At 45.8% G+C, this 21,872-nt stretch carries 34 protein-coding genes; 2 read left to right on the top strand and 32 right to left on the bottom strand.

All coding sequences use genetic code 11. The features are described from left to right. Positions 1-14: 14 nt before the first annotated feature. The 26 genes from HNR77_RS30290 to HNR77_RS11055 form a co-directional block, all read right to left on the bottom strand. On the bottom strand, positions 15-287 hold the full coding sequence (locus HNR77_RS30290) for a GNAT family N-acetyltransferase (protein ID WP_311768604.1): 273 nt from the start codon (positions 285-287) through the stop codon (positions 15-17). After that, the gene (locus HNR77_RS11175) at positions 274-867 is read right to left on the bottom strand and encodes a GNAT family N-acetyltransferase (RefSeq protein ID WP_260410505.1); all 594 of its coding nucleotides are present in this window, start codon (positions 865-867) and stop codon (positions 274-276) included. The genes HNR77_RS30290 and HNR77_RS11175 overlap by 14 nt, the downstream gene beginning before the upstream one ends. Then, positions 864-1,664 carry an inositol monophosphatase family protein gene (locus tag HNR77_RS11170; RefSeq protein WP_184183792.1) on the bottom strand — a complete coding sequence of 267 codons (801 nt, stop codon included), beginning with the start codon at positions 1,662-1,664 and terminating at the stop codon, positions 864-866. Before HNR77_RS11170 ends, HNR77_RS11175 begins: the two co-directional genes overlap by 4 nt. Before the next feature lie 26 nt (positions 1,665-1,690). Further along, on the bottom strand, positions 1,691-1,945 hold the full coding sequence (locus HNR77_RS11165; RefSeq protein ID WP_221443807.1) for a hypothetical protein: 255 nt from the start codon (positions 1,943-1,945) through the stop codon (positions 1,691-1,693). Next, positions 1,923-2,126, bottom strand: a complete 204-nt coding sequence (locus HNR77_RS11160) for a hypothetical protein (RefSeq protein WP_184183786.1) — start codon at positions 2,124-2,126, stop codon at positions 1,923-1,925. Before HNR77_RS11160 ends, HNR77_RS11165 begins: the two co-directional genes overlap by 23 nt. Positions 2,127-2,155: 29 nt before the next feature. Further along, positions 2,156-3,049 (bottom strand): PhzF family phenazine biosynthesis protein, encoded by an 894-nt coding sequence (locus HNR77_RS11155; protein ID WP_184183783.1) that lies wholly within the window; start codon positions 3,047-3,049, stop codon positions 2,156-2,158. An 18-nt stretch (positions 3,050-3,067) separates the two neighbouring features. Continuing rightward, positions 3,068-3,715 (bottom strand): Type 1 glutamine amidotransferase-like domain-containing protein, encoded by a 648-nt coding sequence (locus HNR77_RS11150; protein WP_184183780.1) that lies wholly within the window; start codon positions 3,713-3,715, stop codon positions 3,068-3,070. Beyond that, a complete protein-coding gene (locus HNR77_RS11145) occupies positions 3,715-4,284 on the bottom strand; it encodes a GNAT family N-acetyltransferase (RefSeq protein ID WP_184183777.1) in 570 nt (189 codons plus the stop codon). The genes HNR77_RS11150 and HNR77_RS11145 overlap by 1 nt, the downstream gene beginning before the upstream one ends. A 320-nt stretch (positions 4,285-4,604) precedes the next feature. After that, positions 4,605-5,075 (bottom strand): GNAT family N-acetyltransferase, encoded by a 471-nt coding sequence (locus tag HNR77_RS11140; protein WP_184183774.1) that lies wholly within the window; start codon positions 5,073-5,075, stop codon positions 4,605-4,607. Positions 5,076-5,115: 40 nt separating this feature from the next. Further along, a complete protein-coding gene (locus HNR77_RS11135; RefSeq protein ID WP_184183771.1) occupies positions 5,116-5,607 on the bottom strand; it encodes an NUDIX hydrolase in 492 nt (163 codons plus the stop codon). 235 nt (positions 5,608-5,842) lie between these two features. Further along, on the bottom strand, positions 5,843-6,094 hold the full coding sequence (locus tag HNR77_RS11130) for a DUF7660 family protein (protein ID WP_184183768.1): 252 nt from the start codon (positions 6,092-6,094) through the stop codon (positions 5,843-5,845). A 31-nt stretch (positions 6,095-6,125) separates the two neighbouring features. Next, on the bottom strand, positions 6,126-6,524 hold the full coding sequence (locus tag HNR77_RS11125; protein WP_184183765.1) for a hypothetical protein: 399 nt from the start codon (positions 6,522-6,524) through the stop codon (positions 6,126-6,128). Between the two features lie 61 nt (positions 6,525-6,585). Further along, positions 6,586-6,936, bottom strand: a complete 351-nt coding sequence (locus tag HNR77_RS11120; RefSeq protein WP_184183762.1) for an immunity protein Imm33 domain-containing protein — start codon at positions 6,934-6,936, stop codon at positions 6,586-6,588. A gap of 21 nt (positions 6,937-6,957) precedes the next feature. Beyond that, a complete protein-coding gene (locus HNR77_RS11115) occupies positions 6,958-7,356 on the bottom strand; it encodes a hypothetical protein (protein ID WP_184183759.1) in 399 nt (132 codons plus the stop codon). Between the two features lie 15 nt (positions 7,357-7,371). Next, entirely contained in the window at positions 7,372-7,884 is a 513-nt protein-coding gene (locus HNR77_RS11110; RefSeq protein WP_184183756.1) for a hypothetical protein, read from the bottom strand. A 48-nt stretch (positions 7,885-7,932) separates the two neighbouring features. Beyond that, positions 7,933-8,436 (bottom strand): DUF4188 domain-containing protein, encoded by a 504-nt coding sequence (locus HNR77_RS11105; RefSeq protein WP_184183753.1) that lies wholly within the window; start codon positions 8,434-8,436, stop codon positions 7,933-7,935. An 11-nt stretch (positions 8,437-8,447) separates the two neighbouring features. Beyond that, positions 8,448-8,930, bottom strand: a complete 483-nt coding sequence (locus HNR77_RS11100; RefSeq protein ID WP_184183750.1) for a GNAT family N-acetyltransferase — start codon at positions 8,928-8,930, stop codon at positions 8,448-8,450. Positions 8,931-8,969: 39 nt separating this feature from the next. Next, complete coding sequence (locus tag HNR77_RS11095; protein WP_184183747.1) at positions 8,970-9,593, bottom strand: hypothetical protein; 624 nt, start codon at positions 9,591-9,593, stop codon at positions 8,970-8,972. A gap of 37 nt (positions 9,594-9,630) precedes the next feature. Continuing rightward, positions 9,631-10,095, bottom strand: a complete 465-nt coding sequence (locus HNR77_RS11090; RefSeq protein WP_184183744.1) for an NUDIX domain-containing protein — start codon at positions 10,093-10,095, stop codon at positions 9,631-9,633. Positions 10,096-10,589: 494 nt separating this feature from the next. Beyond that, positions 10,590-11,078, bottom strand: a complete 489-nt coding sequence (locus HNR77_RS11085; protein WP_184183741.1) for a cysteine hydrolase family protein — start codon at positions 11,076-11,078, stop codon at positions 10,590-10,592. Positions 11,079-11,251: 173 nt separating this feature from the next. Then, positions 11,252-12,265 (bottom strand): bifunctional glycosyltransferase family 2/GtrA family protein, encoded by a 1,014-nt coding sequence (locus HNR77_RS11080; protein WP_184183738.1) that lies wholly within the window; start codon positions 12,263-12,265, stop codon positions 11,252-11,254. A 1-nt stretch (position 12,266) separates the two neighbouring features. After that, entirely contained in the window at positions 12,267-13,277 is a 1,011-nt protein-coding gene (locus HNR77_RS11075) for a phosphodiester glycosidase family protein (RefSeq protein WP_184183735.1), read from the bottom strand. Between the two features lie 175 nt (positions 13,278-13,452). Then, on the bottom strand, positions 13,453-14,403 hold the full coding sequence (locus HNR77_RS11070; protein ID WP_184183732.1) for a radical SAM protein: 951 nt from the start codon (positions 14,401-14,403) through the stop codon (positions 13,453-13,455). Positions 14,404-14,529: 126 nt separating this feature from the next. Then, positions 14,530-15,186, bottom strand: a complete 657-nt coding sequence (locus HNR77_RS11065; RefSeq protein ID WP_184183729.1) for a pyridoxine/pyridoxamine 5'-phosphate oxidase — start codon at positions 15,184-15,186, stop codon at positions 14,530-14,532. Between the two features lie 125 nt (positions 15,187-15,311). Next, entirely contained in the window at positions 15,312-15,929 is a 618-nt protein-coding gene (locus HNR77_RS11060) for a histidine phosphatase family protein (RefSeq protein WP_184183726.1), read from the bottom strand. A gap of 118 nt (positions 15,930-16,047) precedes the next feature. Further along, positions 16,048-16,530: a DUF2569 domain-containing protein gene (locus tag HNR77_RS11055; RefSeq protein WP_184183723.1), complete on the bottom strand. Its 483-nt coding sequence runs from the start codon at positions 16,528-16,530 to the stop codon at positions 16,048-16,050. Positions 16,531-16,879: 349 nt separating this feature from the next. Between HNR77_RS11055 and HNR77_RS11050 the strand changes: the two genes are divergently transcribed. Both HNR77_RS11050 and HNR77_RS30285 read left to right on the top strand, forming a co-directional pair. Further along, positions 16,880-17,554, top strand: coding sequence for a hypothetical protein (locus HNR77_RS11050; RefSeq protein WP_260410503.1), 675 nt, complete (start codon positions 16,880-16,882; stop codon positions 17,552-17,554). A 98-nt stretch (positions 17,555-17,652) separates the two neighbouring features. After that, the gene (locus HNR77_RS30285; protein ID WP_260410502.1) at positions 17,653-17,823 is read left to right on the top strand and encodes a hypothetical protein; all 171 of its coding nucleotides are present in this window, start codon (positions 17,653-17,655) and stop codon (positions 17,821-17,823) included. 48 nt (positions 17,824-17,871) lie between these two features. Here HNR77_RS30285 and HNR77_RS11045 read toward each other — a convergent pair whose 3' ends face one another. From HNR77_RS11045 to HNR77_RS11020, 6 genes are all read right to left on the bottom strand, one after another. Further along, on the bottom strand, positions 17,872-18,165 hold the full coding sequence (locus tag HNR77_RS11045; RefSeq protein WP_184183720.1) for an RNA polymerase alpha subunit C-terminal domain-containing protein: 294 nt from the start codon (positions 18,163-18,165) through the stop codon (positions 17,872-17,874). A gap of 74 nt (positions 18,166-18,239) precedes the next feature. Continuing rightward, positions 18,240-18,833 (bottom strand): DUF4304 domain-containing protein, encoded by a 594-nt coding sequence (locus HNR77_RS11040; protein WP_184183717.1) that lies wholly within the window; start codon positions 18,831-18,833, stop codon positions 18,240-18,242. Next, positions 18,817-19,104 carry a hypothetical protein gene (locus HNR77_RS11035; RefSeq protein ID WP_184183714.1) on the bottom strand — a complete coding sequence of 96 codons (288 nt, stop codon included), beginning with the start codon at positions 19,102-19,104 and terminating at the stop codon, positions 18,817-18,819. The genes HNR77_RS11040 and HNR77_RS11035 overlap by 17 nt, the downstream gene beginning before the upstream one ends. A gap of 40 nt (positions 19,105-19,144) precedes the next feature. Further along, entirely contained in the window at positions 19,145-19,684 is a 540-nt protein-coding gene (locus tag HNR77_RS11030) for an NUDIX hydrolase (RefSeq protein ID WP_184183711.1), read from the bottom strand. A gap of 202 nt (positions 19,685-19,886) precedes the next feature. Next, the gene (locus HNR77_RS11025) at positions 19,887-20,564 is read right to left on the bottom strand and encodes an ABC transporter ATP-binding protein (protein ID WP_184183708.1); all 678 of its coding nucleotides are present in this window, start codon (positions 20,562-20,564) and stop codon (positions 19,887-19,889) included. Then, a complete protein-coding gene (locus HNR77_RS11020; RefSeq protein WP_184183705.1) occupies positions 20,561-21,814 on the bottom strand; it encodes an ABC transporter permease in 1,254 nt (417 codons plus the stop codon). The genes HNR77_RS11025 and HNR77_RS11020 overlap by 4 nt, the downstream gene beginning before the upstream one ends. Between the last annotated feature and the right edge of the window lie 58 nt (positions 21,815-21,872).

Genomic DNA, 21,872 nt, shown 5'->3' with positions numbered 1-21,872 from the left:
TTCTCACTTATTTGTTATTGAATGGTGTACCAATACACCAGGTAATCAAAATCCAGAGACAAACCTATGCTTTGTGCCAGACGGATCGAACCTGTGTTATCAGGCATGCAGTCCCAATATGGGCGAATACCCACGCGATGACATTGCTTCATATACGCTTGCGCTGCGAGCGCAGCATAATTTCGTTGACGATGGCCTTCCAGGGTCTCAATATCAATGGCATGTGTGCTCCCTTCAACAAAAGCAGAGAAGCATATGCTCACTATTTCATCTTCATGAACCAACACATAGCCTAAACCATGCTCTAAAAAAAGCATCGACTTTCCCCCAGAAATGCCTGATCTTATCTGTGACAAAAGAAAGATTGTTCAGAACACTCTGCTGCAGAAGAGCTTTTTCTATGGGCAAAACCCGGGTTCCCTCCGCTGGAAGTATCGGCACTCCAGAAGGGGTATTGCACGTATCACTAGCTGTTCTGTCATCCTCTACATGCATCATGAATACATGCTGTGTGTCATAATTAAGCTCACTCGGACCAGCCATATGCTCAAGCACATTTTGCCAGCGATCATCAGCAACACCGATCTCTACTTCGGTCATCTGTAATGCCATCAACTCGGGCAGGATATGTGTCTGCATATATGTCCGCAATTCACTTCGAAAGGGTTCACTTTCTGCATCACCAACAAGCTGGTAACCGGATTGCCCATGAATCCATATGAGCGCTGCTTTGATGTTATCAGCATCATCTACATAGATTCGCCCCGGGTTCATGCCTGAGACAACCGCCTTAACCTCGATATTTCGATAGGCATCCGTTATATGTTTTACTTGACTGAATTGAGACAAACTAAGCTCGGTAATCATCTCCTCAGCCCTTCTCGCACGACATTTAAGAAATACTCCCGATGGTCAGGATGACAAGCAATCAGATAAGGTTCCGAGCACATACCTCTGAATTCGCGGCCTTCAAAATCAATCACAATGGCGCCTGCCTCCTTTACCATCAGTATGCCTGAATACAAATCGTCTCCTTCGGAGTTATACAGCACGATACCATCAATGTCCCCCTTGGCAAGCATGCACCACTGCAATGTGGGAGCCCAGAGTCTCATTACTCTTTTAAAATGAACATCCAGATGCTGCCGCAAACGCACCGCGTTCTCTTCATTTTGGACTTGATGCCCTTGTATCCAGCCAATTGTGCCTTTTTGTATCTCTTTTTTGCTTTTCACATGCATTGGAGTCAGATTGCAGCTTGCCCCTTTGGCTTGAGAGGCTACGAAGAGACGGTCTACCATCGGTTCATAAATTACACCCAGCACGGGTTCCGAACGATATATCAGTGTAATGGAAACCGAAAATACCGGAAAGCCGATACTATAATTATTTGTCCCGTCCAGCGGATCGATCATCCACAACCAGTCACTTTTCTTCCCGTTATGACCTCGCTCTTCACTATGAATCTCATGATTCGGGAAAACCTCCGAGATTGCCTCACATATGATTCGTTCTGCCTCATGGTCAACATCGGTGACCATATCACCATAAATATCCTTTTCAATTACGTTGGCAACTCGGTCAAAATTCATTCTGGCTACTTCCCCGGCTTTTCGTGCAGCTCTTTCCGCCAGCTCCTGCGCTGCCTGAAGAGTCTCTATCATCAGTACCACTCCGTTCGCATAGGGATTTATCTTCTATCTTGCTCAACTTTCATTTTTAGAATTTTCCACGTCCAGGCTCCATACCAAATCCCGCCAGCCGGAAACAGTATCAGGGCAGTTAATAAGTTTCCGTAAAACTCACGATCCATTGTGAGGTTTTGGCCCCTCCAGGACGTCATGACCAAAGTGTACAGAAAAGCAAGAGGCAAGCCCCAGCCAAGCACACCCCGCATCCAAATATGATACGCCCTTCCTTTTTCAAGCTGTTTCTCCCATTTCATTCGCTTTGACTCTTTCATCATTGATTTCTCCTTTCCGCATACCACCAGGATGTCGATATCTTTGCTTCGGATGAAAATATCCCATCGCCTTGGCCCCGTGCAAATACACACCTACCAGCGTATCTGTTAATTCTTGTTCTAATGTATTTACGAGCCTGATCAATACGGCTTTTTCGTTCATTTGTAACTCGCTCTCCTTCTGTCATCCCCTTAACTGTCTATTTCTACAGACATCTCCTGAACATACACAGCCGTTCCACGGATTCGAACATCCATTCCTTGTTGCTCTCTGCGAACACTTACCTCAACCTTGCCATCTCTACCCACCTCATGCCCCTGCTCCACTACAAAATCAGCTTCTTGAATCTCTCGATTCACATAAGTTAAATAGTAGGCTCCCATCACACCTGATGCAGTGCCTGTCACGGGATCTTCCGTTGTCCCCGAATACGGTGAAGAGAAATGTCTTGCATGCATCATGGCATCTGAATCGCGCGTTTCCAGACAGAAGGGATGTAATGATGACTTGGGATTTTCCACTAGAATACTAGGGAACTGAGAAGAATCCGGTTTCATTTTGGCAAAAGCACTCAATCGGCGAACAGGAACTAACAGGGTCCAAGTGCCTGTACTTCCATACACTACAGGCATCGTCAGATCCAAATCCTCCGATGTCAAATCTATAGCCTTAGCAAGCCTCTCCACATCACCTTGAAACGGTATGAATTTCGGCTGATCCTGCTTCATCTCCATAAACCATGCACTGCCATGCTGTTCAAACTGAACAGGAAGTATACCTACGTTAGTTTCAATCGTGATGGAGTCTTTCCCTTCCAATAACCCCCTCATCTTCAGCCCGTACAGCGCCGCCATTGTCGCATGTCCGCACAGATTAATCTCATGACCAGGTGTGAAATAACGTAACCGCACATCTGCCGAATCCGTCTTCAATACAAAAACTGTCTCATTAAAACCAACGGCATAAGCAATCTGCTGCATCGTAGCCTCACTCAGATGATCCGCCTCGAGAATAACCCCAGCCGGGTTGCCTTTGCCTGGAATGCTAGAAAAAGCTTCAATGTGGGACACTTGAATAGTTCTCATTCGTTCATCATCTCCTCTTTATTGAGCCGGAGCCGCACCGCCGAATAACTCCAATGATTCATTTTCTACAATGACAGCACCGCCATCCGGACAAGCATAAACCTTTGTTTGATGTAATTGTATGTATTCTTGGAATGATTGAAGCATGACTTCCGAACGGTCCCAGTGTGGTGCAAACTCGAAATTTACAAGCCCGAGAGCGCGTAAATCCGTTAAATCGATATCATTCTCATCTGCATCCTCACCGTATCCCGCCAAACGGATGGATGGTGTCATCAGAATGCTGCCCGCGCTAACCCCGATTAGTATGCCACCGCTGTTCACATAGGAACGCAGCCGCTCAAGCAGATTTCGTTTCTGCAGCATACTTAGGAAATAAAACGTATTGCCACCCGATAAATGAATCGCATCACATTGGAAAAGAGAATTAATCCTGCCTTCCTCATACTCGGTATCAAGGTCGTAATACTGCAAATCTTCAATACCGAGCTGACGATAATAGCGCCGAGTATGTTCAACATAGATTCGCTGCGGATCAGAACTGGATGGAATATAACCGATAGAAGGCTGTTGCTTTTGCTGAAACAAGCTTTGAATCCGCTCGTTCAATTCTCCATTTGAATCAAAATACAGATCACTAAGTAAAACCAGTTTACGCTGTGTCATCAGAGAGACGCCTCCTTATTTTTGCTTTCCATTGCCCTGTACTCTCTGTCCAAAATGGAGAAGAAAAACTGGTCAGTCCACTTGCCCTGCCACCATAGTTCTTCCTTGAAAACAGCCTCTCTCGTCATGCCCACATGCTGCATTAAAGCAGCCGAGCGTACATTTTCGGCATTACACATGCCTACGACCTTATGTGCCTTTAATTCGTCAAATGCAAATTGCAGCATTAACCGGGCGGCTTCGCTTCCGTATCCCTTTCCCGAAAATTCGGGCATCACAGCGAACCCCAGCTCCCAGCTTTGGCGAAAATCAACGTAACTCCACATCTGCATCACACCAATTGGTGTATCACTGGCATCATTCAAACGACGAATCACAAAATCATAGGCATACGGTGTCTCACCTTCGACAGGAAAATGACTGCGGTACTTCTCCTTTACATTTTCTTCTCTCGTTTCCACGCTCTCTTCAAAAGTCCACAAGCTTGCATCACATTCCAATTGGCATATAAATTCCATATCCTGCTCGGTCAAAGTAGTGATTTTAATCTGTTGTCCAATAAATTCCATGTTCGTTTAGCTCCTTTCAGATTAACGATGTTTGTCCAGCAAGCCATAAATAACGCATGAAATTATTGCATGACTCCACCTATCCAGTTCAACCCGACCGTTTAAGATATAAATTGACTAATGATTTCACACAGTCCACTCCGATAACAGAATAACCTTCCAATCGCTGTTATCCCCAGATTTTTTTGATTCCCTTTTCCTAAAGAGGAAAAATCCGGTAATAAAGGCGATCGCTTCGCTTTTCCAGTTTTTTTCTGTCCTCTTCGTTTTTGTGTAAATGAATTTTCAACTATATAGATCAGTCACTAATGGTAGATTTCCTATGTAACGTGTAATAAAAAAGACTTAACAAATTCCAACTTGTCCAGCAATCGCTGTGATTGCTTATTTTCCTGCTCTACGGTTGCTTCCACCCAATCCAGATTCATCACGTTCCACCCTACCGGAATCATCGCCTCTAGAGCTTCCTGCATCAATCCCTGCCCCCAATAAGAAGGAGATAGATCAAATCCAATCTCCGCACTGGAGGGTGAATTCGGATTCCAGCAGTGGTACCCAGCTGTACCAATGAATTGATTATGCATTTTATTGAAAATACCATATCTGCATCCAGAGTTCTGTATATGAAACTGAATGATCTCCTCTGCTTCCTCCATGCCACGACAAGGCTCAATATCCATAAATCGCGTGACATTTGGATTAGCAAAATGTTGAAAAACAATCTCTCGATCTGCCAAGGTTAACTCTCTCAAATATAATCTTTTCGTCTCAATCGGCTGGAACATAGTCATGATGATGCTCTCCTTGTCTCGCTAAACTTACCTAATCCCTCTATTGTTGAATGAAGTGTTTGATGCCGCTGGCATCACGTAGATGAGCGAGTTCTTTTCTCAGAAAAACAGGATAAATCTCCATCTGCTCCAGCTCACGCATAGGGAACCAGCGAAATGTCAATTCACCGTCGTTTTCCAAGCCATTGAATTCAGATTCATCATAATAGGAATGTGCTTCTGGCAAAGAAATAACATAATAGAATCCGATCTCATGCATATGTATGTCATCGTATTCATAAAAATCTTCACAAATGAATGCGAGCCTCTGTACCTCTACAGATATACCCAGTTCCTCTACCATCTCTCGCTGAATGGCTTCCTCGGTTGATTCGTTCAACTCTGCTTTGCCACCGGGCAAGTTCCAGAAATCATCCTGTTTCGCTTGATGCAAAAGAATCTTGTCCCCATTCATCACAATGCCAGCCACCCGAAAGTTAAATCGTTCTCGTCCTAGCTTGTACGATATGTTTCTATTCACCATATTCGTCATCTTGCCGTCCATCCCTCAGTAAATCCACTTTGAAATCCGTTCACAAACGATGGAAGAAACAGAATCAATAGTAGAAGGAGACTTGCTATTCCCCATCTCATCACTGATTTCCGTCTACTTATCGCACTCACAATAAACAGCGCCACGGTTACAACAATGAGACCTAATTCTAAAAAATTCATAATTAACTCAAACCTCCGTTATGTATTCTTCTCAGCTGTTATCCTTCTACCAACTATTCATAAATTTTGCCCATGTACATGATCTGTGCACATCGCTTCCACGGGTTATCCGGTTTCTCGTAATGTATTAATCCGTCAACAGACTCCTGACCCCAATCCGCGGCGGCCTCCAAATATGAATCAATTGAATCCTGCTGCCATTCATCCGCATGAGCCTGCCGATCTTTATGGAGTGCACTCAGAAATGCAATAAACGTCACTTCATCCTGCACTTCATTTACCAGTTCGAATAATGTCTTTTGCATCTGGGCTTTCTACCTTCTTTCGTATCAAAGCTTAATCAATGTCCGCAATCATCCATTGCGCAGCATCACCGTCCGCTTTCTTTCTCCAAAACACCATCATTTGATTGTACTCCATCTCGTCTCCCTGTCGTAATTCGCTAACCTTCACCGTTGCCTGATAGATGTTCTTCTGTTCTGTAATCGTAATTTTATCCATTGAAATCATGTGACGAACCTTATAGCCAGGCTTGCCTGTGACGGGTGCTTCTGCAGTGAACAGACTCATATATCCCTCTTCATCTTGTTCATATAGATAACGCATGCGCGCATTCATTAGTTTGACAATTGCCAGTTCATCGCCCGAATATTTGCTCGCGTACATCATAACCCATAATGTGGAATTTGCACACATATGAAATAAATCAACGTTCAGGTGAGCATGCACTTCCATAAAAAAACGCCGCGATGCATGGAACAATCCATGCAATATGCAAGCGTGGTAATACGATGATTTATCTATTCAATAGCCCTTCATCAAACCATACATCCTCATAATCCTCAGCGATTAGAAACCTCCACCCCGGAGCAAGTCCGAGATATCGACTAATTTTCGAGTCCCATTCGTCCATATGTGCAACATGCAGCGGTACAAAGAAGTCATCTGCATCCGAATATTCCTCAGCCCAGATGTACCACCCGGTCGTATCGCCTTCGGGCTGGATGCGCATTCCGTGAATCGGCTCACGCCCCTCCTTGACGTTCCAGGAAATTCCAACCTTCAGGTGAGGTTCACTTGGAACGTAGTCCGCATTATATTTTGCACATAGCTGTCTCTGGATCTGTCCGGCCGTTTCCGACTTCATCATACGCCCCCTCCCATGGTATCAAACGTTATAAAATGTTTTGTATCCTGCCAGCCATTGGTCTTTGGAAAAATCCACAAAGTCATATGGCTCACATTGTTTGAGATACAGCCATTCCTCGTGTGCATGATCACCTTGCTTATTTTCAAGATAAACGAGAGTCTCTGCCAAACCAGCCCCACAAAGCAGCTGAACATCAATATAACTGCCCGTGTCCTGATTTTTTCGTTTGGCCAGCCAGATCAACTCCGTATCCTCCACGTTTCCCACTGCAAACAGCATGATGCACAGCAGCTTCAGAACCTCGTTATCCTCACCTTCCGGTTCCTCTATCTCCTGACGCAGAAGCTGACGAATGCTTTCACAATGCTTCTGATCTGGCTCCAATCCATATACCTTCAACAGCTCAACTTCATTCACGCCTCTTCACCTTCATTATTTCAAATTTTCTTTGATCTCCAGCAGCATCTCCTGATGCTGCCTAACCCAATCATTCATAGCAATGATGGCCTTCTGTGAAGCCTGTTGATATGAGGCATATATGATCTCTGTTTGCTGCCGTAGCTGCAAGTCGTGATCCAGATCTGTTGGCGATACATCCTTCCACGTTTCTCCAGATTTTTTGGCATCTGTAATCAGCACTTCAATATCATTCAGTACATCCACCATCTCATGCAAATGAAAAAACTGCATACCTTTCCTGATCCCGCTCCAGCTGCGCAGTTCAATGATGTGATATGCCGAAAACCAATAAAACTCTGCCAGACTCTTCGTATGATTATGGTAGGCATAAAACAGATACAGGGCCTGCTGCCCCTCGTTCAGCTGCAAATATACCTCCCTTTTCGCCACCATATCCTGTCCGCGTACAGAGATTAGCATCGGCTTAACACACAACCAGCTTAATTCATGCGAAGCCAAATCTTTCTGATTAATCTCAGCCTTCATCACATGCTCCCTTCTAGACACAGTTTATTTATTGCTATTGGGCTAGCTTCATGGATTCTGTGGTGTCTCAACTGCTGGCTCGTTCTCTCCGCCCATTCTGCGCCGTGATGTTGCCATGCCTCCTGTTGAGGGTACGTGACTCGACACTTTAGCCAGTCCAAACTTCGGCATGTTGGCATAGATGGTTTCATACGAACCGGATTGAGCTTTATACGTCTCATGGTATATTCCCACAGAACCATCAGAGCCAATGGATGTATTGAATCGTTTCCATGCCTCCAGATGTAATCCGCCGCGCGCGTACTTTTCCAATTCATCATATGAACGCCAGTATTGCAGCAAGGTTACTCCGCGCCAGTTCAGCATAAATTCCGTACCCAAAAATCCGGTATCCGGGTTCTGATATAACTCTTTGATCATGGGCCCCATTGCATTGAACACTGGCAGCCACTTATGAATAGCCCACAGCCAATTAATTCTCATCCCGATGATAAAAACAACGAACTCTCCCTCAATCTGAGCGGAATATCTTCCCTTATGTATTGCTGCCATCCTGTACCTCCCTATTTCATACTGTAGTGCAAAATATGCTGTATCCCCCGGTTTCCTAGCTTGGTTAACCCAAAATCGAGAAAACCGGATTTCAAATACAGCTGCCGCGCGGCCTTGTTTTCTTCATTCACAGCGAGAATAATCTCTTCGACTTCAGGGTGATACTCACGGACCCAAGCAGGCAGCTGTTTCATCGCTTCCAGTGCATATCCTTTTCCCTGGTGTTCCACTGATATGGACAACGCACGAACAAGAATTTTGCGATCCCGCTCCGCTGGCTCCACGTATTCGGAACCTTTATGTAAAACAAAAAATCCAGCAGGTACTTCCTGAACTAAAATGACAACCGGGTCTTTGTCCGGGTTAGCAGCCGCCTCTTCTATAACCTCTACAGGCATTGCCGTAAAGTGAATCTGTTCCTTTTTCAACGCAAAACGGGTCAAAGCCTCATCATACTGCTCTTCATAATGCACCAGCCTAATGCCATTCTCCATTCCTGTATCCTCTCTTCCTGCATTATGGTCTCATGACGATTACAGCTTTTCGTATACATGCCATTCCTGAAATCTGGACTTCAAATCCGAAGCGGTTCTCTGGATAAACGCCGATACAGCATCCATTGTTAACAAATGCATGTCATCATCGGGCTCGTGCTTATCATTCGTGAAAAAATCAAGCTTTACGCCCCTGTATTGATATATCTCCTGCTCCTTCAGACCACCAAAATCATAGGCTTTGGCTAAACTCAGCTGATTCAGCCATCCCGAAGCTCCAGCATATTTCCGCAAGATTCGGAATTCCAGCTTCTTCACGTCATGGGTGTAAACATCTTTTCCGTTCGGGTGAGCTTCAAATGCAGGATAAATCTGATAAGTCCACTCACGGTCGGTATAGATATGGGCGATATAACCACATATGTATTGTAAATATGAAGGCTCTTGCAGTATCCGGATTCTGTTCGATTCGATAACATGCTGAAAGTCCACATCGCTCGCAAATACATGTTCTTCAGCCATCAGGTGAGTTTTCGCCTTTTCACTGCGTACATTCGTTCTCACATGGATGGAGTCTGGAGCCAGACTCCCCAGCAATAGCGATGGAGATGGATGCGATACGATTTCGGATGCAATTGCAAAATGCACCATGGGCCAAGGCATCAGAAGCCCTCCTTTTATTCAAATAAAAGTTATTGTTTCAACTGCGAAGCAACGTCGTTTCACCTTGAATCAAATCGTTAAATACAGGCTGCTGAACCTGATTTATGACTGTCAGATCAATCTCCTCCAGACTGTGAAAAACAAGCTGCAGCGACTCTCGTTGTTCGTCTTCAAATAATAGCGTTCTATGATCCGCAGCCATCCGTCCTGTCAGATCAGCGGTAACATGAAACAAAAACATGACAAAAACCACTTCATTCCCATCAGGGTATGTATATTTCATTCTTTCTCCCGTATATATCGCGGCCAATTCGTAAGCATTCACTTCCAGGCCCGTTTCCTCTCTCACTTCCCTGATCATCGTCTCTTCGATCTGCTCTCCGGCTTCCATACCGCCACCGGGCAGTCCCCAATCTCCGTAGTCTGATCTCCGTTGAAGCAAAATTCTACCTTCATGATCACAAATAATAGCCCCGCCGGTTACGATTATACGTCTGGTCAATGTTCTGTCCTTCTTTCATCGATGCTTTCATAGAGATTTTTGGCATAGAAGTTTTGCATAGAGAACCATCTGGTTACTCCCCCCATCATAAGCTATTTATTGGAAAATGAACAAGCAAAAAAGCTCTGCTTTTCCTCCTGATCAGAGAAGAAACAGAGCCTGCTCATCTACTATCCAGATCATTTCTAGCAACGTACCAATATGCTTATACTTTTTTGCTCTCTTTCCGAACAAACAGGGAAGCTGCAAATGCAGCAGAGCTTACAAGCGGCAGCCCACTTATCCACCCCACAAGGATGAGTACAGGTGCCAGCATTAAAATCACACCGAAAAACACCATCAGCCGCAGCTTTTCTTCATGCCTTTAATGGCCCAGATCAGACCTGCCAAAGAGAGTACAAGTAAGAAAGCAACGTTGAATACATCCATATCCCCAGCCCCTTTGAGAAACTACATGCAGCAGCTTGATTCAAGCTGCCTGTTCATGTCGCACTTTAACCAATTAGATAATCCACTACCGAGTACGAGATCACATGACGGTCTCTGTATGTGCCAGTCACTGCATCTGGATGTGTACTGAGAATGCCATTCTGGAGCATCACCGGTCTGAAGTCACGTTCCATTGCACCCTGGTATGTGAACAGCACACATTCTTCTGCCGCAAACCCTGCAATAATGAGCAGTTCTACGCCCTGGCTTTTGAGCATCTGCTCCAGATTCGTGTGCCAGAATGCATTGGAACTCTCTTTGGTGAGGATAAGGTCCTCGTCTTGCACATCAATCTCGGGAATAACACGATACAACTCAGGTTCGGCTCCCTCCATGCCCTCCACGTCCTGCACATGTACAACGACATGATTATTTGAACGCAGGACATTTGCCACATGATTAATATATTCACTTGCATGATCTATGGCCTTCTGATCCATCTTGGTTCTAACAATACTTTCTTGCATATCAACAATTAACAATGCTGTCTTCATTTGCTCTCTCCTTCAACGATCCATTTTTTTATTATTCGATTTTACGCGCGTTCCTCTCTCTCCATCGTACCGTATAAACCGCTTAATAGGAAACTGCTTCAATCGAAAAAGAGTGAGCCATCTGGCTCACTCCATCCTGCTCTCATTATATGGGATTAATGATTCATAAATCGTTAATAAACAAATCTGCGCTGTGCCCAGTAGCTGAACACAAAGATCGAAATTTCAGTCAAAATCTTGGCTGCGAGCAGCGGGATGATCAGTTTTTCATTGTAAAAATACAACAGGCCGTAGTTAAGCAGCAGCACCAGCAGTACGAGCGAGAAATATTTGGGCAGCGACTTCCGTACCTTCGAGTTTCGACCTGCGGAGAAAACATATTTACGATTCACCGTATAGTTGAACATAGAGCTGCACAGTCTTGCCGCAACCACGGACAGGAACAGATTATGCGTAAAATACTGCATGATGAATAATAAACCAAAGTCAATCAGAGCCGATAACAACGAAGAGGTGCTGAACATCAGAATAGGCAGATAGATCCGGAACGAGTCGGCAAGAGGACGGAAATGGGATGACTCATTATGATCCAGATAGACCGTATCAATAAATTCCTCGGTAATCTCATACCCTTCCTTATGCGCGGTAAGCAGCATGTTCATCTCATACTCAAACCGTTCTCCTGGAATCTGGCACAGCCAGTCCAGCATTGCATAGGGGAACCCTCGTAATCCCGTCTGTGTATCGTAAACCTTGCTGCCTGTGGTCAGCGAAAATACGGAACGTGTAACAGCATTCCCGAAACGACTGCGTGCGGGAACCTTACCTGTAAATCGGCGGCTTCCCAGCACAATTCCGGGACTGGTTTGAGTAAGCAGCGTCTCGAAAATGCTGCGGATATCATGAGGCAGATGCTGCCCGTCACTATCTGCACATACCACCCCGCCTTGCGGCCCATGCTCTTTAATATGCTGAAAGCCTGTTTTGAGCGCCCGTCCTTTGCCTTGATTCACTTCGTGAGTCAGTACCGTGCATCCATACGCCTCGGCAGTCTCGAAAATCCCCCGATACTCTGGTCCACTACCATCATCCACGATGACAATTGGACCTAACTTAAACGTCTGCAGCTGCAAAACCAGATTTAATAAACGAACATCAGGTTCATAGGATGGAATGAGGATCGTCATGTTATTTTCCCTCCGTTAAATACAGAATGTCACTTACGCCCCGCTCCTGATTACGTCCCAGTGGATTGTTAACCACTCTGCCCCTGAAATACATCGTAGAAGAGCCTCCACCGTCAAGGTTATACGCCTCAGTTGCACCCAGGTCTTTCATGGTCTGGGCAAGCTCCGCCAGCGTCATGCCGCGGCTGTCATCCTGTCTCCCATCTACCACCACAAACACATAATGGTTCGGAGCAATCATGCCAATGGCTGTTCGAGGGTTGGCATCCTGAATCGAGCGGTTACCAAAGTTATTGTCTATTTTCACACGGCTGAAGTCACTGGTGATTTCCCCGTCTTGTACCAAGATCGGTCCAAAAGATAACGTGTTGGTGACACCTTCTGCCAGCAGTTCAGAGGAAGAGATATCATTTTCGTTGTACGTTTTGATCGTACCGTCATCAAATAATGCCAGAGCATCCCTTGTCGGGCTGTCGCGATACAACACCCCGTTACGGATAATAACACCATCATCACGGAATCCGTAGTAATCTCCATTCACAGCGAAAATTGCATTGTTCGCTGCAGCAATCTCCGATGTGTCCTCCGTAATATTCGTTCCAAAGCTGTTATCCGCGAGTGCACTTCTCAAACTGCTCGCATCCTTCGCCTGTACATCAGCCACATAATACGTAATCTGATCCGAGCCTGAGCCCGTATGCACCTTCTGAATCTGGACCTTCAGATCATCACTGGTATAATTCCAGTCATCCGATGTTGCATGTACATCCGTTGATGTCGTTGTTGAGGTGGTTGTACCGAAAGCTGTTGTACTTGTACTTGAGGCTGTAGAGCTCCCATCCGCAACAACGACCTGTACATGTCGGATCAGATATCGGTCAGCCAGGCTGTACAGGATTCCTCCAATCGTCAGTACCACTACGAGGGTTATCGTAAGCCACCTGCGTTTTTTTCGCGGAACAGGAGTTATATGTTGGTCTTTCCGGGTTAGTGTATCAAGCTTTTTCTTCATGTGAAGTTCACCTCATCATTTAAGTTGTTACAACCATATTAGGCTCGATATCTTAAATGAATCTGAAAGAGATTCCACAAGAGAACAGATGAAATAATTGGAATTGCAACGCATATAAAAAGGCCCTCTGATTCCATCAAGGAATTCAGAAGACCTCCGTGTTCGTAATATTCTCTTACGTAAACAAAGCATCATATGCCGGACAAGGCCGCTTTTCCAGAAAGTCTGTCAACGCAGCGGGTTGTTGCTTATAGATATCCTGGAGCGACGTTCCTTTATAGATGTTACCAATCACCACCGGATGGCACAGCTCACAGATCAGAATATCTCCATTGCCATGCAGATGCAGCTGTTTCGTACCATCCACACAGTTCGAGAAATATACCCCCGGCTGCTCGCGCAGCTTCAATTGATCGGCAAACCGATCCATACATGTAAAATAGAGCGTTGTATCCGGCTTTTTATTTTCAATTAATGCCTTGACCGACTGCACAAGCGACGCTTTGGAGACAATCTGGCTCCAATCGGTATGCGGCATCTTGATGCTGTTCTGTATCTCATGGATGCGCACACCCAGCTCATAAACCTTATCGCTGATGGCCTGCATATTTTCCTGATTGCCTTCAAACAGCAGTGTCTCCAGCACGGTCTCCAGACCCAGTTCTGTGCACAGACGAATGTTCTGCTCCAATCGCTCATACATGCGTGGATGCACACGGTAGTAGGCAGCGTATGACTCCGCATCCGTATAGTTAAATGAGATATGGATATTAGACAGGCCCGCGTCCCGCAGGGCAATGATTCGTTCCTCTGTCAGCAGACTTGCATTGGTGTTCAGCTGTGTATCCATGCCATGTGAAGAACAGTAGCTAACAATCTCAAGACAGTCCTTGTATTTCAGCGTCACCTCGCCGCCTGACAAGCGTACCCGCTTAAGGTGTGGAAGCTCACGGATGATTCGGATCACCTCCGTGCTGCCGATACACTCGCCATCATCCCGATTGTAGGCGCAGCAGTAATCGCATTTATAATTACAATTGGATGTCACCCCCACCTCCAGCCCTTCCAGCTCATAGACGCCGGGACTCTCCAGTTCCAGTGCTTTATATTTGTTTCTGCTTGTCATAACCATGCCTCCTCATTCCTTGCTTGCTGCATTTCAGTTTCAACTTGCTGATAACCTGAAAATTATAGCGAAGCACCCGTAGAAGAGGATATGACATTATGTACGTTGAGGAGTTATGTCTATAATTCAAGGCCATAATCTGTTCTTGTGCCACTGTTCGTCTTGATACGTATATTGAACACGGATATGTTTGCGATCTGTATCCCCTTGCCAGAACTCCACTTCCTGTGCGTGCACGGCATATAAACGCCAATGAGGCTCTGCAAAATCGGGATTATTCTGGAGAAATTTCTCCTGAAGTTCAATGGAACGATTCAAATCGTGCTCACTAGCTAATATCTCACTCTGACGCTGTGTCATGGCGACCGCTCTGGCTCCAGGTTTGCGTTTTCGGAAGTCCGCAGCTCCCGCTTCGTTTCCCTGATCCTGGGCCGTCCCCCTGATCCGGATTTGTCTTCCTAATGAAGGCCAGTATAAAGTAAGTGCCACCCTTGGGTTATCGTTCAACTGCTGGCCTTTCCGACTGGTTGAACTGGAAGCAAAATAAAACGTATCCTGAATAATGTTTTTTAAAATTAACACTCTCGCATCTGGATAACCATGTTGGTCCACTGTTGAAAGGGTCATCGCATGGGGCTCCTTTACGTTGCTCTCCACAGCCAGTCTCAACCAGTCCAAAAATAACTCTCCTGGCCGGTTAGGCAACTGCTTTAAATCCCAGGCCGGGAACGGCCCCGATAATGACTTTAATTGATGAAACAGCTCTTCAACTTGGTCGCTCATCATTTCACTACCTCCCTATTCCCTCGGTTTATTTCTGCATACCTTTTACTACATGCTACCATTCTACCCCTGTACTCTCAAACGGATAAAAACTAGCGATAGCGATTATCCCCACTGTTGCCGCTTTACGATCTCAGATGAGAAATTCTGTTCATTTCTAATACACTCCAGCCGTTCTGCTGCCTCTCAAGAGTATGTATGCTCGTGTTGTCGATGGGATAAAAACTGGACGTATTACTCCACTCCCTGTTCAATAGAACATAATAGAGGATATTAATCACCCCTCCGTGTGTGACCAGGAGAACATTAGATTTCATCATTTTCGCTTCAAGTTCAATACATAGATTCTCAAATGCGTTTCTTATTCTCGTATAAAAATGATTCGGACTTTCGCCGCCCGGAAAGGCAGTATGCATCTCTAACGTATTAAAATAAATGCCCGGGTATCTCTCTTCAGCTTCCGCATGCAGCATGCCTGCCAGTTCACCATTGTTCATCTCACGCCAATCGGTTGTGTGCATGCCTAGAATATTCAATGCTGCTTCGATCTCCTTACTCGTCTGAACTGCACGAGGGAGATCACTGCTGATAACCGTTTGAATAGCATATTGCTCTGCATGCTCATACAAATATTTACCCAGTATTATAGACTGATTAACGCCCGCTTCGGTGAGGCCGCGCTGACTCCAGCCGCCGCGATAGCCTTCTTCATCTGCACCATGTCGCACCAGAAAAATCTTCAATGTGTACCGTCACCCTTCGCTGTCTCATCTCTAATAGGTTATAACCCCTGAATAGCTAATAGAAATAACCGATTTCAGATCTTTATGATCCAAGCTCGGCCATTTCCTGCGACATCATTTAACGAACAAATGTATTCTGCACACGTTCAGACTTGATAAAATACGGAATCCAGATCGCACAAGCAATGGCGGATCTTGCAATGTCCCGAATAGAGCTTCCGTCTGCCAGTTCTTTCGCCATCGGAATCTGAGAGAGCAGCAGTGAATCCACGATGACTACTGCAAGGCTAAGACTGTAAAAAATAATCATCAGACGTGGAAGAATTGCGTTTTTACGATAAAAAGCAACGATGACATACACCGTGAATAATAGAAACAATATGTTGTAAATGGCCTCAAAAATAATCATTGGACCCCAAAGTGGGTGATAATAACCTGAATCTTTCGAAGTGAGAATCTCCCATGTCTCTGTGTTTAGAATGGGTAAAACAGACTGGCTAATCTGTGCAAGGAGCATCACTAATGTGAACCACAACCCAATCTGGATTAGGATCAGCCAGCCTCCAAGTCCAGACACACCCAGTGGACGATATTCTCTCATTGATTCTTGAAATGTTTCTTGTCGAGGTTCATGTTGCACTTCTAACACGTCCTTCTCTCATGTTGTTTTTTTAACCGCCGCTATCCGATTCCATATGTATAAATACTCTATACGTTTCTTTCTATTCTTACTTGAAAGCCATTTAATCCCTTTATAAAAATTTACACAGATTCCTTATTGTACTACATTGAACAAATCAGGCATACTCATTTTTTCCTCCTCCTCATGATCGGGTTCGTTATACTTACACCATGTTCCGTTCAGTCTGGTCATGTCATAATTCAACGTAACCACAGCAGTCGAAGATGCTGCTTTACGATTGCTTTTAATATTGAAGGAGGATATAGCCATGCCTGATCCAAAATTAACGTTACTGCCTTTTGCCGATATATCCGGTTATACCGAAGGTTTTGATATTGTCTCCGTGCAGTTGGGACACGACGGCCTTGCATATATACTGCTTATCAATCAAGTCCCTGAGCGAAAACAAGGTATGTTTGTGCAAACCAAATTAAACAAGCCTTACACGTACAAAGTGCTGATCGTATCGGATCAATATGTCCAGGATGTCGTCATCGGGGAACAACAGTATCACTACCATTACGTACAGCCATTGCAAGAACATCTGCTGCTCGTTGGTGCGCGCTGCACCTATTACGGAAACAATCAATTTGATCTGAATGCCAAGGTCTGTGATATGGAGGGCACAACGATTCGTGAATTTTTGCTTGGCGATGGGATTGAGAGCGTGCAGGTGACGGAGCGTGGAACGATCTGGACGAGTTACTTCGATGAAGGGATATTTGGGAACAATGGCTGGGAACAGCCTGTTGGGGAGAGTGGATTGCTGGCTTGGGATGCATACGGGAATACGCTCTATAAAAATACAGCCGCTGACATTGCCGATTGTTATGCGCTCAATGTGATCAACGAACAGGAAGTCTGGTTTTCTATTATACTGACTTTACCCTTGGCTGTATTTCAGGAGGGGTTGAACCGGAGTCTACTCGAACGAACTTCCTAAATCCGAATATATCAGGTTCCTCGGGTTTCTGTAAGGATGGATATCACTTCCTGTTTGAAGCCGGGTACGGGAAGCATCTAACATTTATTTTCAAAAAAATGCATAAGCCTGGTAGCCTCACCGAGGGAACGGAGGTTACATTGCTGAACGAAGAAAACCGCCCATTCCAGCAGGCACGTCAGGATTTTCGGCAGGATCGCCTGCTGCTTAGTGAGGGGAACTTGCTGTATCAGGTAACGATGGAAGAGCTGTTATCTGTTATAGAGTAGCCTCCAATGAGCTGAGGAATGAGGGAAACGATCAAAAAAAGCTTAAGATCATGCCTTAAAAGACAATCCCTCTTCCTCCAGTGATTTACGCAGTATGGGCATGGAAGACGGCCCGATCCCGTGCAGCTTCAGAATCTCTTTTTCCGTGTACTCGGCAAGTTTTGGTAATGTCGTAATCCCTTCTGATTCAAGTGCACGTCTTACCGGAGCAGACAGCAAGCTCATAAATCCCTCTTTTGGTTTCCGTTCGGATTCACACGTGGGGCAGGCGGCGCAGTCACTTTTTTTATAAAACGTATGTCCCTTATCACAGGTTCGACGTGTTCCTTTAGCATTTGTCATACGGGCTTTCCTCCTTAGACCGAGCAAACGTTATATAAAGTAGTACCAGTTTACTATTCATCCTGAAGGATGTACTACAATTCGTAATTAGCAAAGATGGCTGCATACTTCTTCTCAAAGATCGCCCAGCGATTTTCGGATCCGTATTCGGCCTGCAGCTGCTGTAGATATTTCTGAGCAGTCGTCGTATCATCATTTTGCAGCAGGTAATGAAAGGTTTCTTCACTTAAATGCAGTGCTGTTCTTTTCATATAATATTCCACAATATCCCTGGCGCTGGTTATGTTCCGCATATATTCCATAGCTTCTTCCAGATGGGCCAACAATTCTTTTGAAAAGGTGACCAGGTCAGTGTCAGGTGTCAACGAGTAGCGGTCTGGAGCAGATGGGACAATCTCTTCAATCCTGCAGCTCCAATGAGCCTGCTCCCCCATCGTTTTACCGCCCGATATCTTAGACTGCAGCTCCGCCAGCTCCTTGGAATGAATCATGCAGTTAATATAAAAGCGAACGTGATTGGCTGTATTGGCTTGGGACTTCTGAAAGTTGAATTCGTAAATAAGATCGCCTTCGACTCTCCGAAAATTCAGAGCTTTTTTGGTATAACTCTGACGGGCAAACAAAGGTTTTACTTCATTTTTGATCAACTCTTTAAAAAGTTCCTGCACGAAGCTCCCTCCTCTCTATGCTATGCCATTTGTACTGGCTGTAGTGGATGACTTCTTTTAAAATATCATCCAGATGATGTGCAAACACCTCATCCCAGCGCTGAGTAATTTCCTCGGATTCCTCGCAAGACTCAGTCACTTGAACTCCCTTGTCCCCGAGCTTTTTCCGATACATATATTTGCGGTGCACCATTTCAATATATGAACGAGCCACATTCAGCTCATTTTCCGGCAGCACATCCAGTATCCGATTAATCTCATCACGAACCATGTGGAGCCCTCCTTATGTAAATGTTGCATCTGAATTTGAATCAGCGTCGATCTGCTTCACGCAGCTCATAAGCCAGCTGATACATTTCAGCAATATCATGCCGGTTCTGCTCCCGGAAACGCCGTACCGCTTCAACGATATTAACTACCTCAACCGACACCACCTGCTCCCCATCCTCGGGATTGAGCGGATCACCGACCAATTCCACATCACCGTAACCAATGACTCTAACGAAATGTGGATGCGGAATGTGAGGACGATACGGCTCAAGCGCACTAGAGGTGCAGTGGAACTGCCCAAAAACCTTATAGCTGCGCAGCTCTGCTCCTAACTCTTCCATTAATTCACGTTTCAATCCATGCATATATTGCTCGCTTGCTTCCAGCGTGCCTCCGGGCAGTTCCCACAATCCGTTATCCAGTTGAAACACAACACACTGTTCCCCGACAAACGGAATAATGCTTACATTGCTCACCAGTGTCTCGTCCACTTGCTCGCCTAGCCGAAACTCAGCCTCCACAATACCCCAGTGGATCGACGTGCTCAGGGCTGGAAATTGTTCTGCATCTATGCCACTCATCTGTATCCAATCCTCTCCGAGTTTAATTCCCGATGTCTGATATTATGTAGTGATCCGGTTCAAGTGCATACTCCATACGCTTCCAATTATAATCTAAAACACAAAAAGAAGGCCAATCCCTGCCGGGAATATGGACCTTCCGTTCACACGTTCAATATCAATAATGAGCCATGTATCTCCTCGAATCATACTTCAAACGTCTCTAGTGCTGAACCAGCTTTCCCTTTTCCAAAAAAAGAACCCGGCTGCAAAGCGGCAAAATCCGCTCATCATGCGTAACCATTACCGCACTCTTGCCCTGCTCCTTGACGAGCCGTGCAATCGTGCCTACAATATCCAGCCCGCGCTCCGCATCCAGGCTGGCCGTCGGTTCATCCGCAAGCAGCACGGCAGGATCATTCATCAGCGCCCGCGCAATGGCAACGCGCTGGCGTTCCCCGCCGGACAGCTTGTCGGTGTAAGCTTTCCGCCGATGGGACAATCCCACCGTCTTCAGCAGTTCATCTGCACGGCGCTCGGCTTTGCTTTTATCCATCCCTGCAAGCTTCGCTACTACTAATAATTGCTCCTCCACCTTCAGGTAAGGAATGAGATTCGCACTTTGAAAAATAAATCCAAGCTGGCGCAGCCGCACATCCGAGATGTCCGTTTTACTTTTGCCCATAATCGAAGTGCCGTCCAGCAGCACCTCCCCTTCCGTTGGTTCCAGCAATGCGCCTGCAATGGACAAAAACGTGCTTTTGCCTGAACCCGAAGGTCCCATCACGGCGACAAGTTCCCCTTCTGCAACCTGCAAATCGAGCTGATCCAGAATCATACGCCGGCTTCCGCCGTCATCGAATGTCTGTGTAACGCCTTGTAATTCCAGTCTGTTTCTCATGCTGCCGTCCTCCCAATCGCATCAAGTGCATCAATTTTGGTCACCTTCCACACCGAGAACAACGAACCCGCCATCGACATCAGGATGAATAACGCACAGGTTAATGCAAGCGTGGATATTCCTAATTGAAATGGCATGGATGCTGGAAGAACAGATTCAAACAGTCGAACAAGCAGAACGCTAATCACCAGACTGCCCACGGACAACAGCAACACCTGTAGCGACACGCTGCCTGTCAAATAACCGTTTCGTGTACCAATCGCTTTTAAAATGCCAAATTGACTGGTTTTCTGAATCGTAATGACATAGAAAAATACCGCAAGCACAAATGCCGAGATGACATACAGGAAAGCAATCATCATTAGTAATGAGCCCTGCTCTTCCTTGTAACCGGGAATGGCGGATACCGCGTCCGATTTGGTGATGATCTCTGTCTTTGGCAATGCAGCACTTAGACCGCTCACCTGATCATTGGTACCTTTGACCGCAATCGCATTGTAGACTGGCGCACGCTCTGTACCAGAAGAAGTCCCTGTACCGACCATAGCTTCTGCGTTCGTTGCATTTTTTTCATTGCCAGTACCAGTCGCGTTATCAGCTTCCACGCTTGTGCTTGTTCCTGTTCCAGTGTCTGCTCCACCTATTGCAGATGCTGCCTGCATCGTACGTGACCCTGCTTGCAATGTTAGCCATTCTTGCTCATTCAGAAATACCACCGGGGCGTGACTGAATGATTCATTTTGCACAAAACCACTGACTGTCCACTCCGCTCCCGAGGCTTGATCTACCAGAACCGTGCCTATAGTAACACCGGATTTCGCCAGCTTCTGATCAACCACAACCTGACCTGCGGACTGATCATTGATCGCTTTGCCTTCAGTGACGTTCGGCGCAAGCCAGCTGCCCGGATTCACCATGAAAAGTGTGACATCGATCTTTTTGGTGTCGTCTGCCGGGCTGACCGTCGTCATTCTGACCCCAAGCGGCTCGGCATTGCCCTGTCCCACAACAGCACGAGCCTCATCCAGTTCCTGCTGACCTACCTGTGAACGAGTGAATCGATGATTCGAATCCTGTTCAAGGACAAAATGGGTTGCTGCCATATTTTTAATCGAAGCCGCGTTATCATACGACAGCCCCTGCGCAAGTCCGGTTACAAATAGCACCAGAAACGACACCAGCACCATGATTGTCGCAATCAAGGCGTAACGTCCCTTTGCAAACCTCATTTCCCGTATAGCCAAGTACATATGCTCTGACCTCCCTCTTGATAACCCAAGTATAGGAGGTGAAAATGAACGGAAAATG

Source organism: Paenibacillus sp. JGP012, assembly GCF_014203995.1.
Classification (GTDB): Bacteria; Bacillota; Bacilli; order Paenibacillales; family Paenibacillaceae; genus Paenibacillus; species Paenibacillus silvae.
Note: the sequence above shows the minus strand (reverse complement) of the source record. Positions and strands in the feature narration are given on the sequence as shown.

Bases quoted from the DNA above. Each gene is read 5' to 3' on its own strand.
- HNR77_RS11175 (WP_260410505.1), bottom strand. From the start codon at position 867: ATGATTACCGAGCTTAGTTTGTCTCAATTCAGTCAAGTAAAACATATA.
- HNR77_RS11170 (WP_184183792.1), bottom strand. From the start codon at position 1,664: ATGATAGAGACTCTTCAGGCAGCGCAGGAGCTGGCGGAAAGAGCTGCA.
- HNR77_RS11165 (WP_221443807.1), bottom strand. From the start codon at position 1,945: ATGAAATGGGAGAAACAGCTTGAAAAAGGAAGGGCGTATCATATTTGG.
- HNR77_RS11160 (WP_184183786.1), bottom strand. From the start codon at position 2,126: ATGAACGAAAAAGCCGTATTGATCAGGCTCGTAAATACATTAGAACAA.
- HNR77_RS11155 (WP_184183783.1), bottom strand. From the start codon at position 3,049: ATGAGAACTATTCAAGTGTCCCACATTGAAGCTTTTTCTAGCATTCCA.
- HNR77_RS11150 (WP_184183780.1), bottom strand. From the start codon at position 3,715: ATGACACAGCGTAAACTGGTTTTACTTAGTGATCTGTATTTTGATTCA.
- HNR77_RS11145 (WP_184183777.1), bottom strand. From the start codon at position 4,284: ATGGAATTTATTGGACAACAGATTAAAATCACTACTTTGACCGAGCAG.
- HNR77_RS11140 (WP_184183774.1), bottom strand. From the start codon at position 5,075: ATGACTATGTTCCAGCCGATTGAGACGAAAAGATTATATTTGAGAGAG.
- HNR77_RS11135 (WP_184183771.1), bottom strand. From the start codon at position 5,607: ATGACGAATATGGTGAATAGAAACATATCGTACAAGCTAGGACGAGAA.
- HNR77_RS11130 (WP_184183768.1), bottom strand. From the start codon at position 6,094: ATGCAAAAGACATTATTCGAACTGGTAAATGAAGTGCAGGATGAAGTG.
- HNR77_RS11125 (WP_184183765.1), bottom strand. From the start codon at position 6,524: ATGGAAGTGCATGCTCACCTGAACGTTGATTTATTTCATATGTGTGCA.
- HNR77_RS11120 (WP_184183762.1), bottom strand. From the start codon at position 6,936: ATGAAGTCGGAAACGGCCGGACAGATCCAGAGACAGCTATGTGCAAAA.
- HNR77_RS11110 (WP_184183756.1), bottom strand. From the start codon at position 7,884: ATGAAGGCTGAGATTAATCAGAAAGATTTGGCTTCGCATGAATTAAGC.
- HNR77_RS11105 (WP_184183753.1), bottom strand. From the start codon at position 8,436: ATGGCAGCAATACATAAGGGAAGATATTCCGCTCAGATTGAGGGAGAG.
- HNR77_RS11100 (WP_184183750.1), bottom strand. From the start codon at position 8,930: ATGGAGAATGGCATTAGGCTGGTGCATTATGAAGAGCAGTATGATGAG.
- HNR77_RS11095 (WP_184183747.1), bottom strand. From the start codon at position 9,593: ATGCCTTGGCCCATGGTGCATTTTGCAATTGCATCCGAAATCGTATCG.
- HNR77_RS11085 (WP_184183741.1), bottom strand. From the start codon at position 11,078: ATGAAGACAGCATTGTTAATTGTTGATATGCAAGAAAGTATTGTTAGA.
- HNR77_RS11080 (WP_184183738.1), bottom strand. From the start codon at position 12,265: ATGACGATCCTCATTCCATCCTATGAACCTGATGTTCGTTTATTAAAT.
- HNR77_RS11075 (WP_184183735.1), bottom strand. From the start codon at position 13,277: ATGAAGAAAAAGCTTGATACACTAACCCGGAAAGACCAACATATAACT.
- HNR77_RS11070 (WP_184183732.1), bottom strand. From the start codon at position 14,403: ATGACAAGCAGAAACAAATATAAAGCACTGGAACTGGAGAGTCCCGGC.
- HNR77_RS11065 (WP_184183729.1), bottom strand. From the start codon at position 15,186: ATGAGCGACCAAGTTGAAGAGCTGTTTCATCAATTAAAGTCATTATCG.
- HNR77_RS11055 (WP_184183723.1), bottom strand. From the start codon at position 16,530: ATGAGAGAATATCGTCCACTGGGTGTGTCTGGACTTGGAGGCTGGCTG.
- HNR77_RS11050 (WP_260410503.1), top strand. From the start codon at position 16,880: ATGCCTGATCCAAAATTAACGTTACTGCCTTTTGCCGATATATCCGGT.
- HNR77_RS30285 (WP_260410502.1), top strand. From the start codon at position 17,653: ATGCATAAGCCTGGTAGCCTCACCGAGGGAACGGAGGTTACATTGCTG.
- HNR77_RS11045 (WP_184183720.1), bottom strand. From the start codon at position 18,165: ATGACAAATGCTAAAGGAACACGTCGAACCTGTGATAAGGGACATACG.
- HNR77_RS11035 (WP_184183714.1), bottom strand. From the start codon at position 19,104: ATGGTTCGTGATGAGATTAATCGGATACTGGATGTGCTGCCGGAAAAT.
- HNR77_RS11030 (WP_184183711.1), bottom strand. From the start codon at position 19,684: ATGAGTGGCATAGATGCAGAACAATTTCCAGCCCTGAGCACGTCGATC.
- HNR77_RS11025 (WP_184183708.1), bottom strand. From the start codon at position 20,564: ATGAGAAACAGACTGGAATTACAAGGCGTTACACAGACATTCGATGAC.
- HNR77_RS11020 (WP_184183705.1), bottom strand. From the start codon at position 21,814: ATGTACTTGGCTATACGGGAAATGAGGTTTGCAAAGGGACGTTACGCC.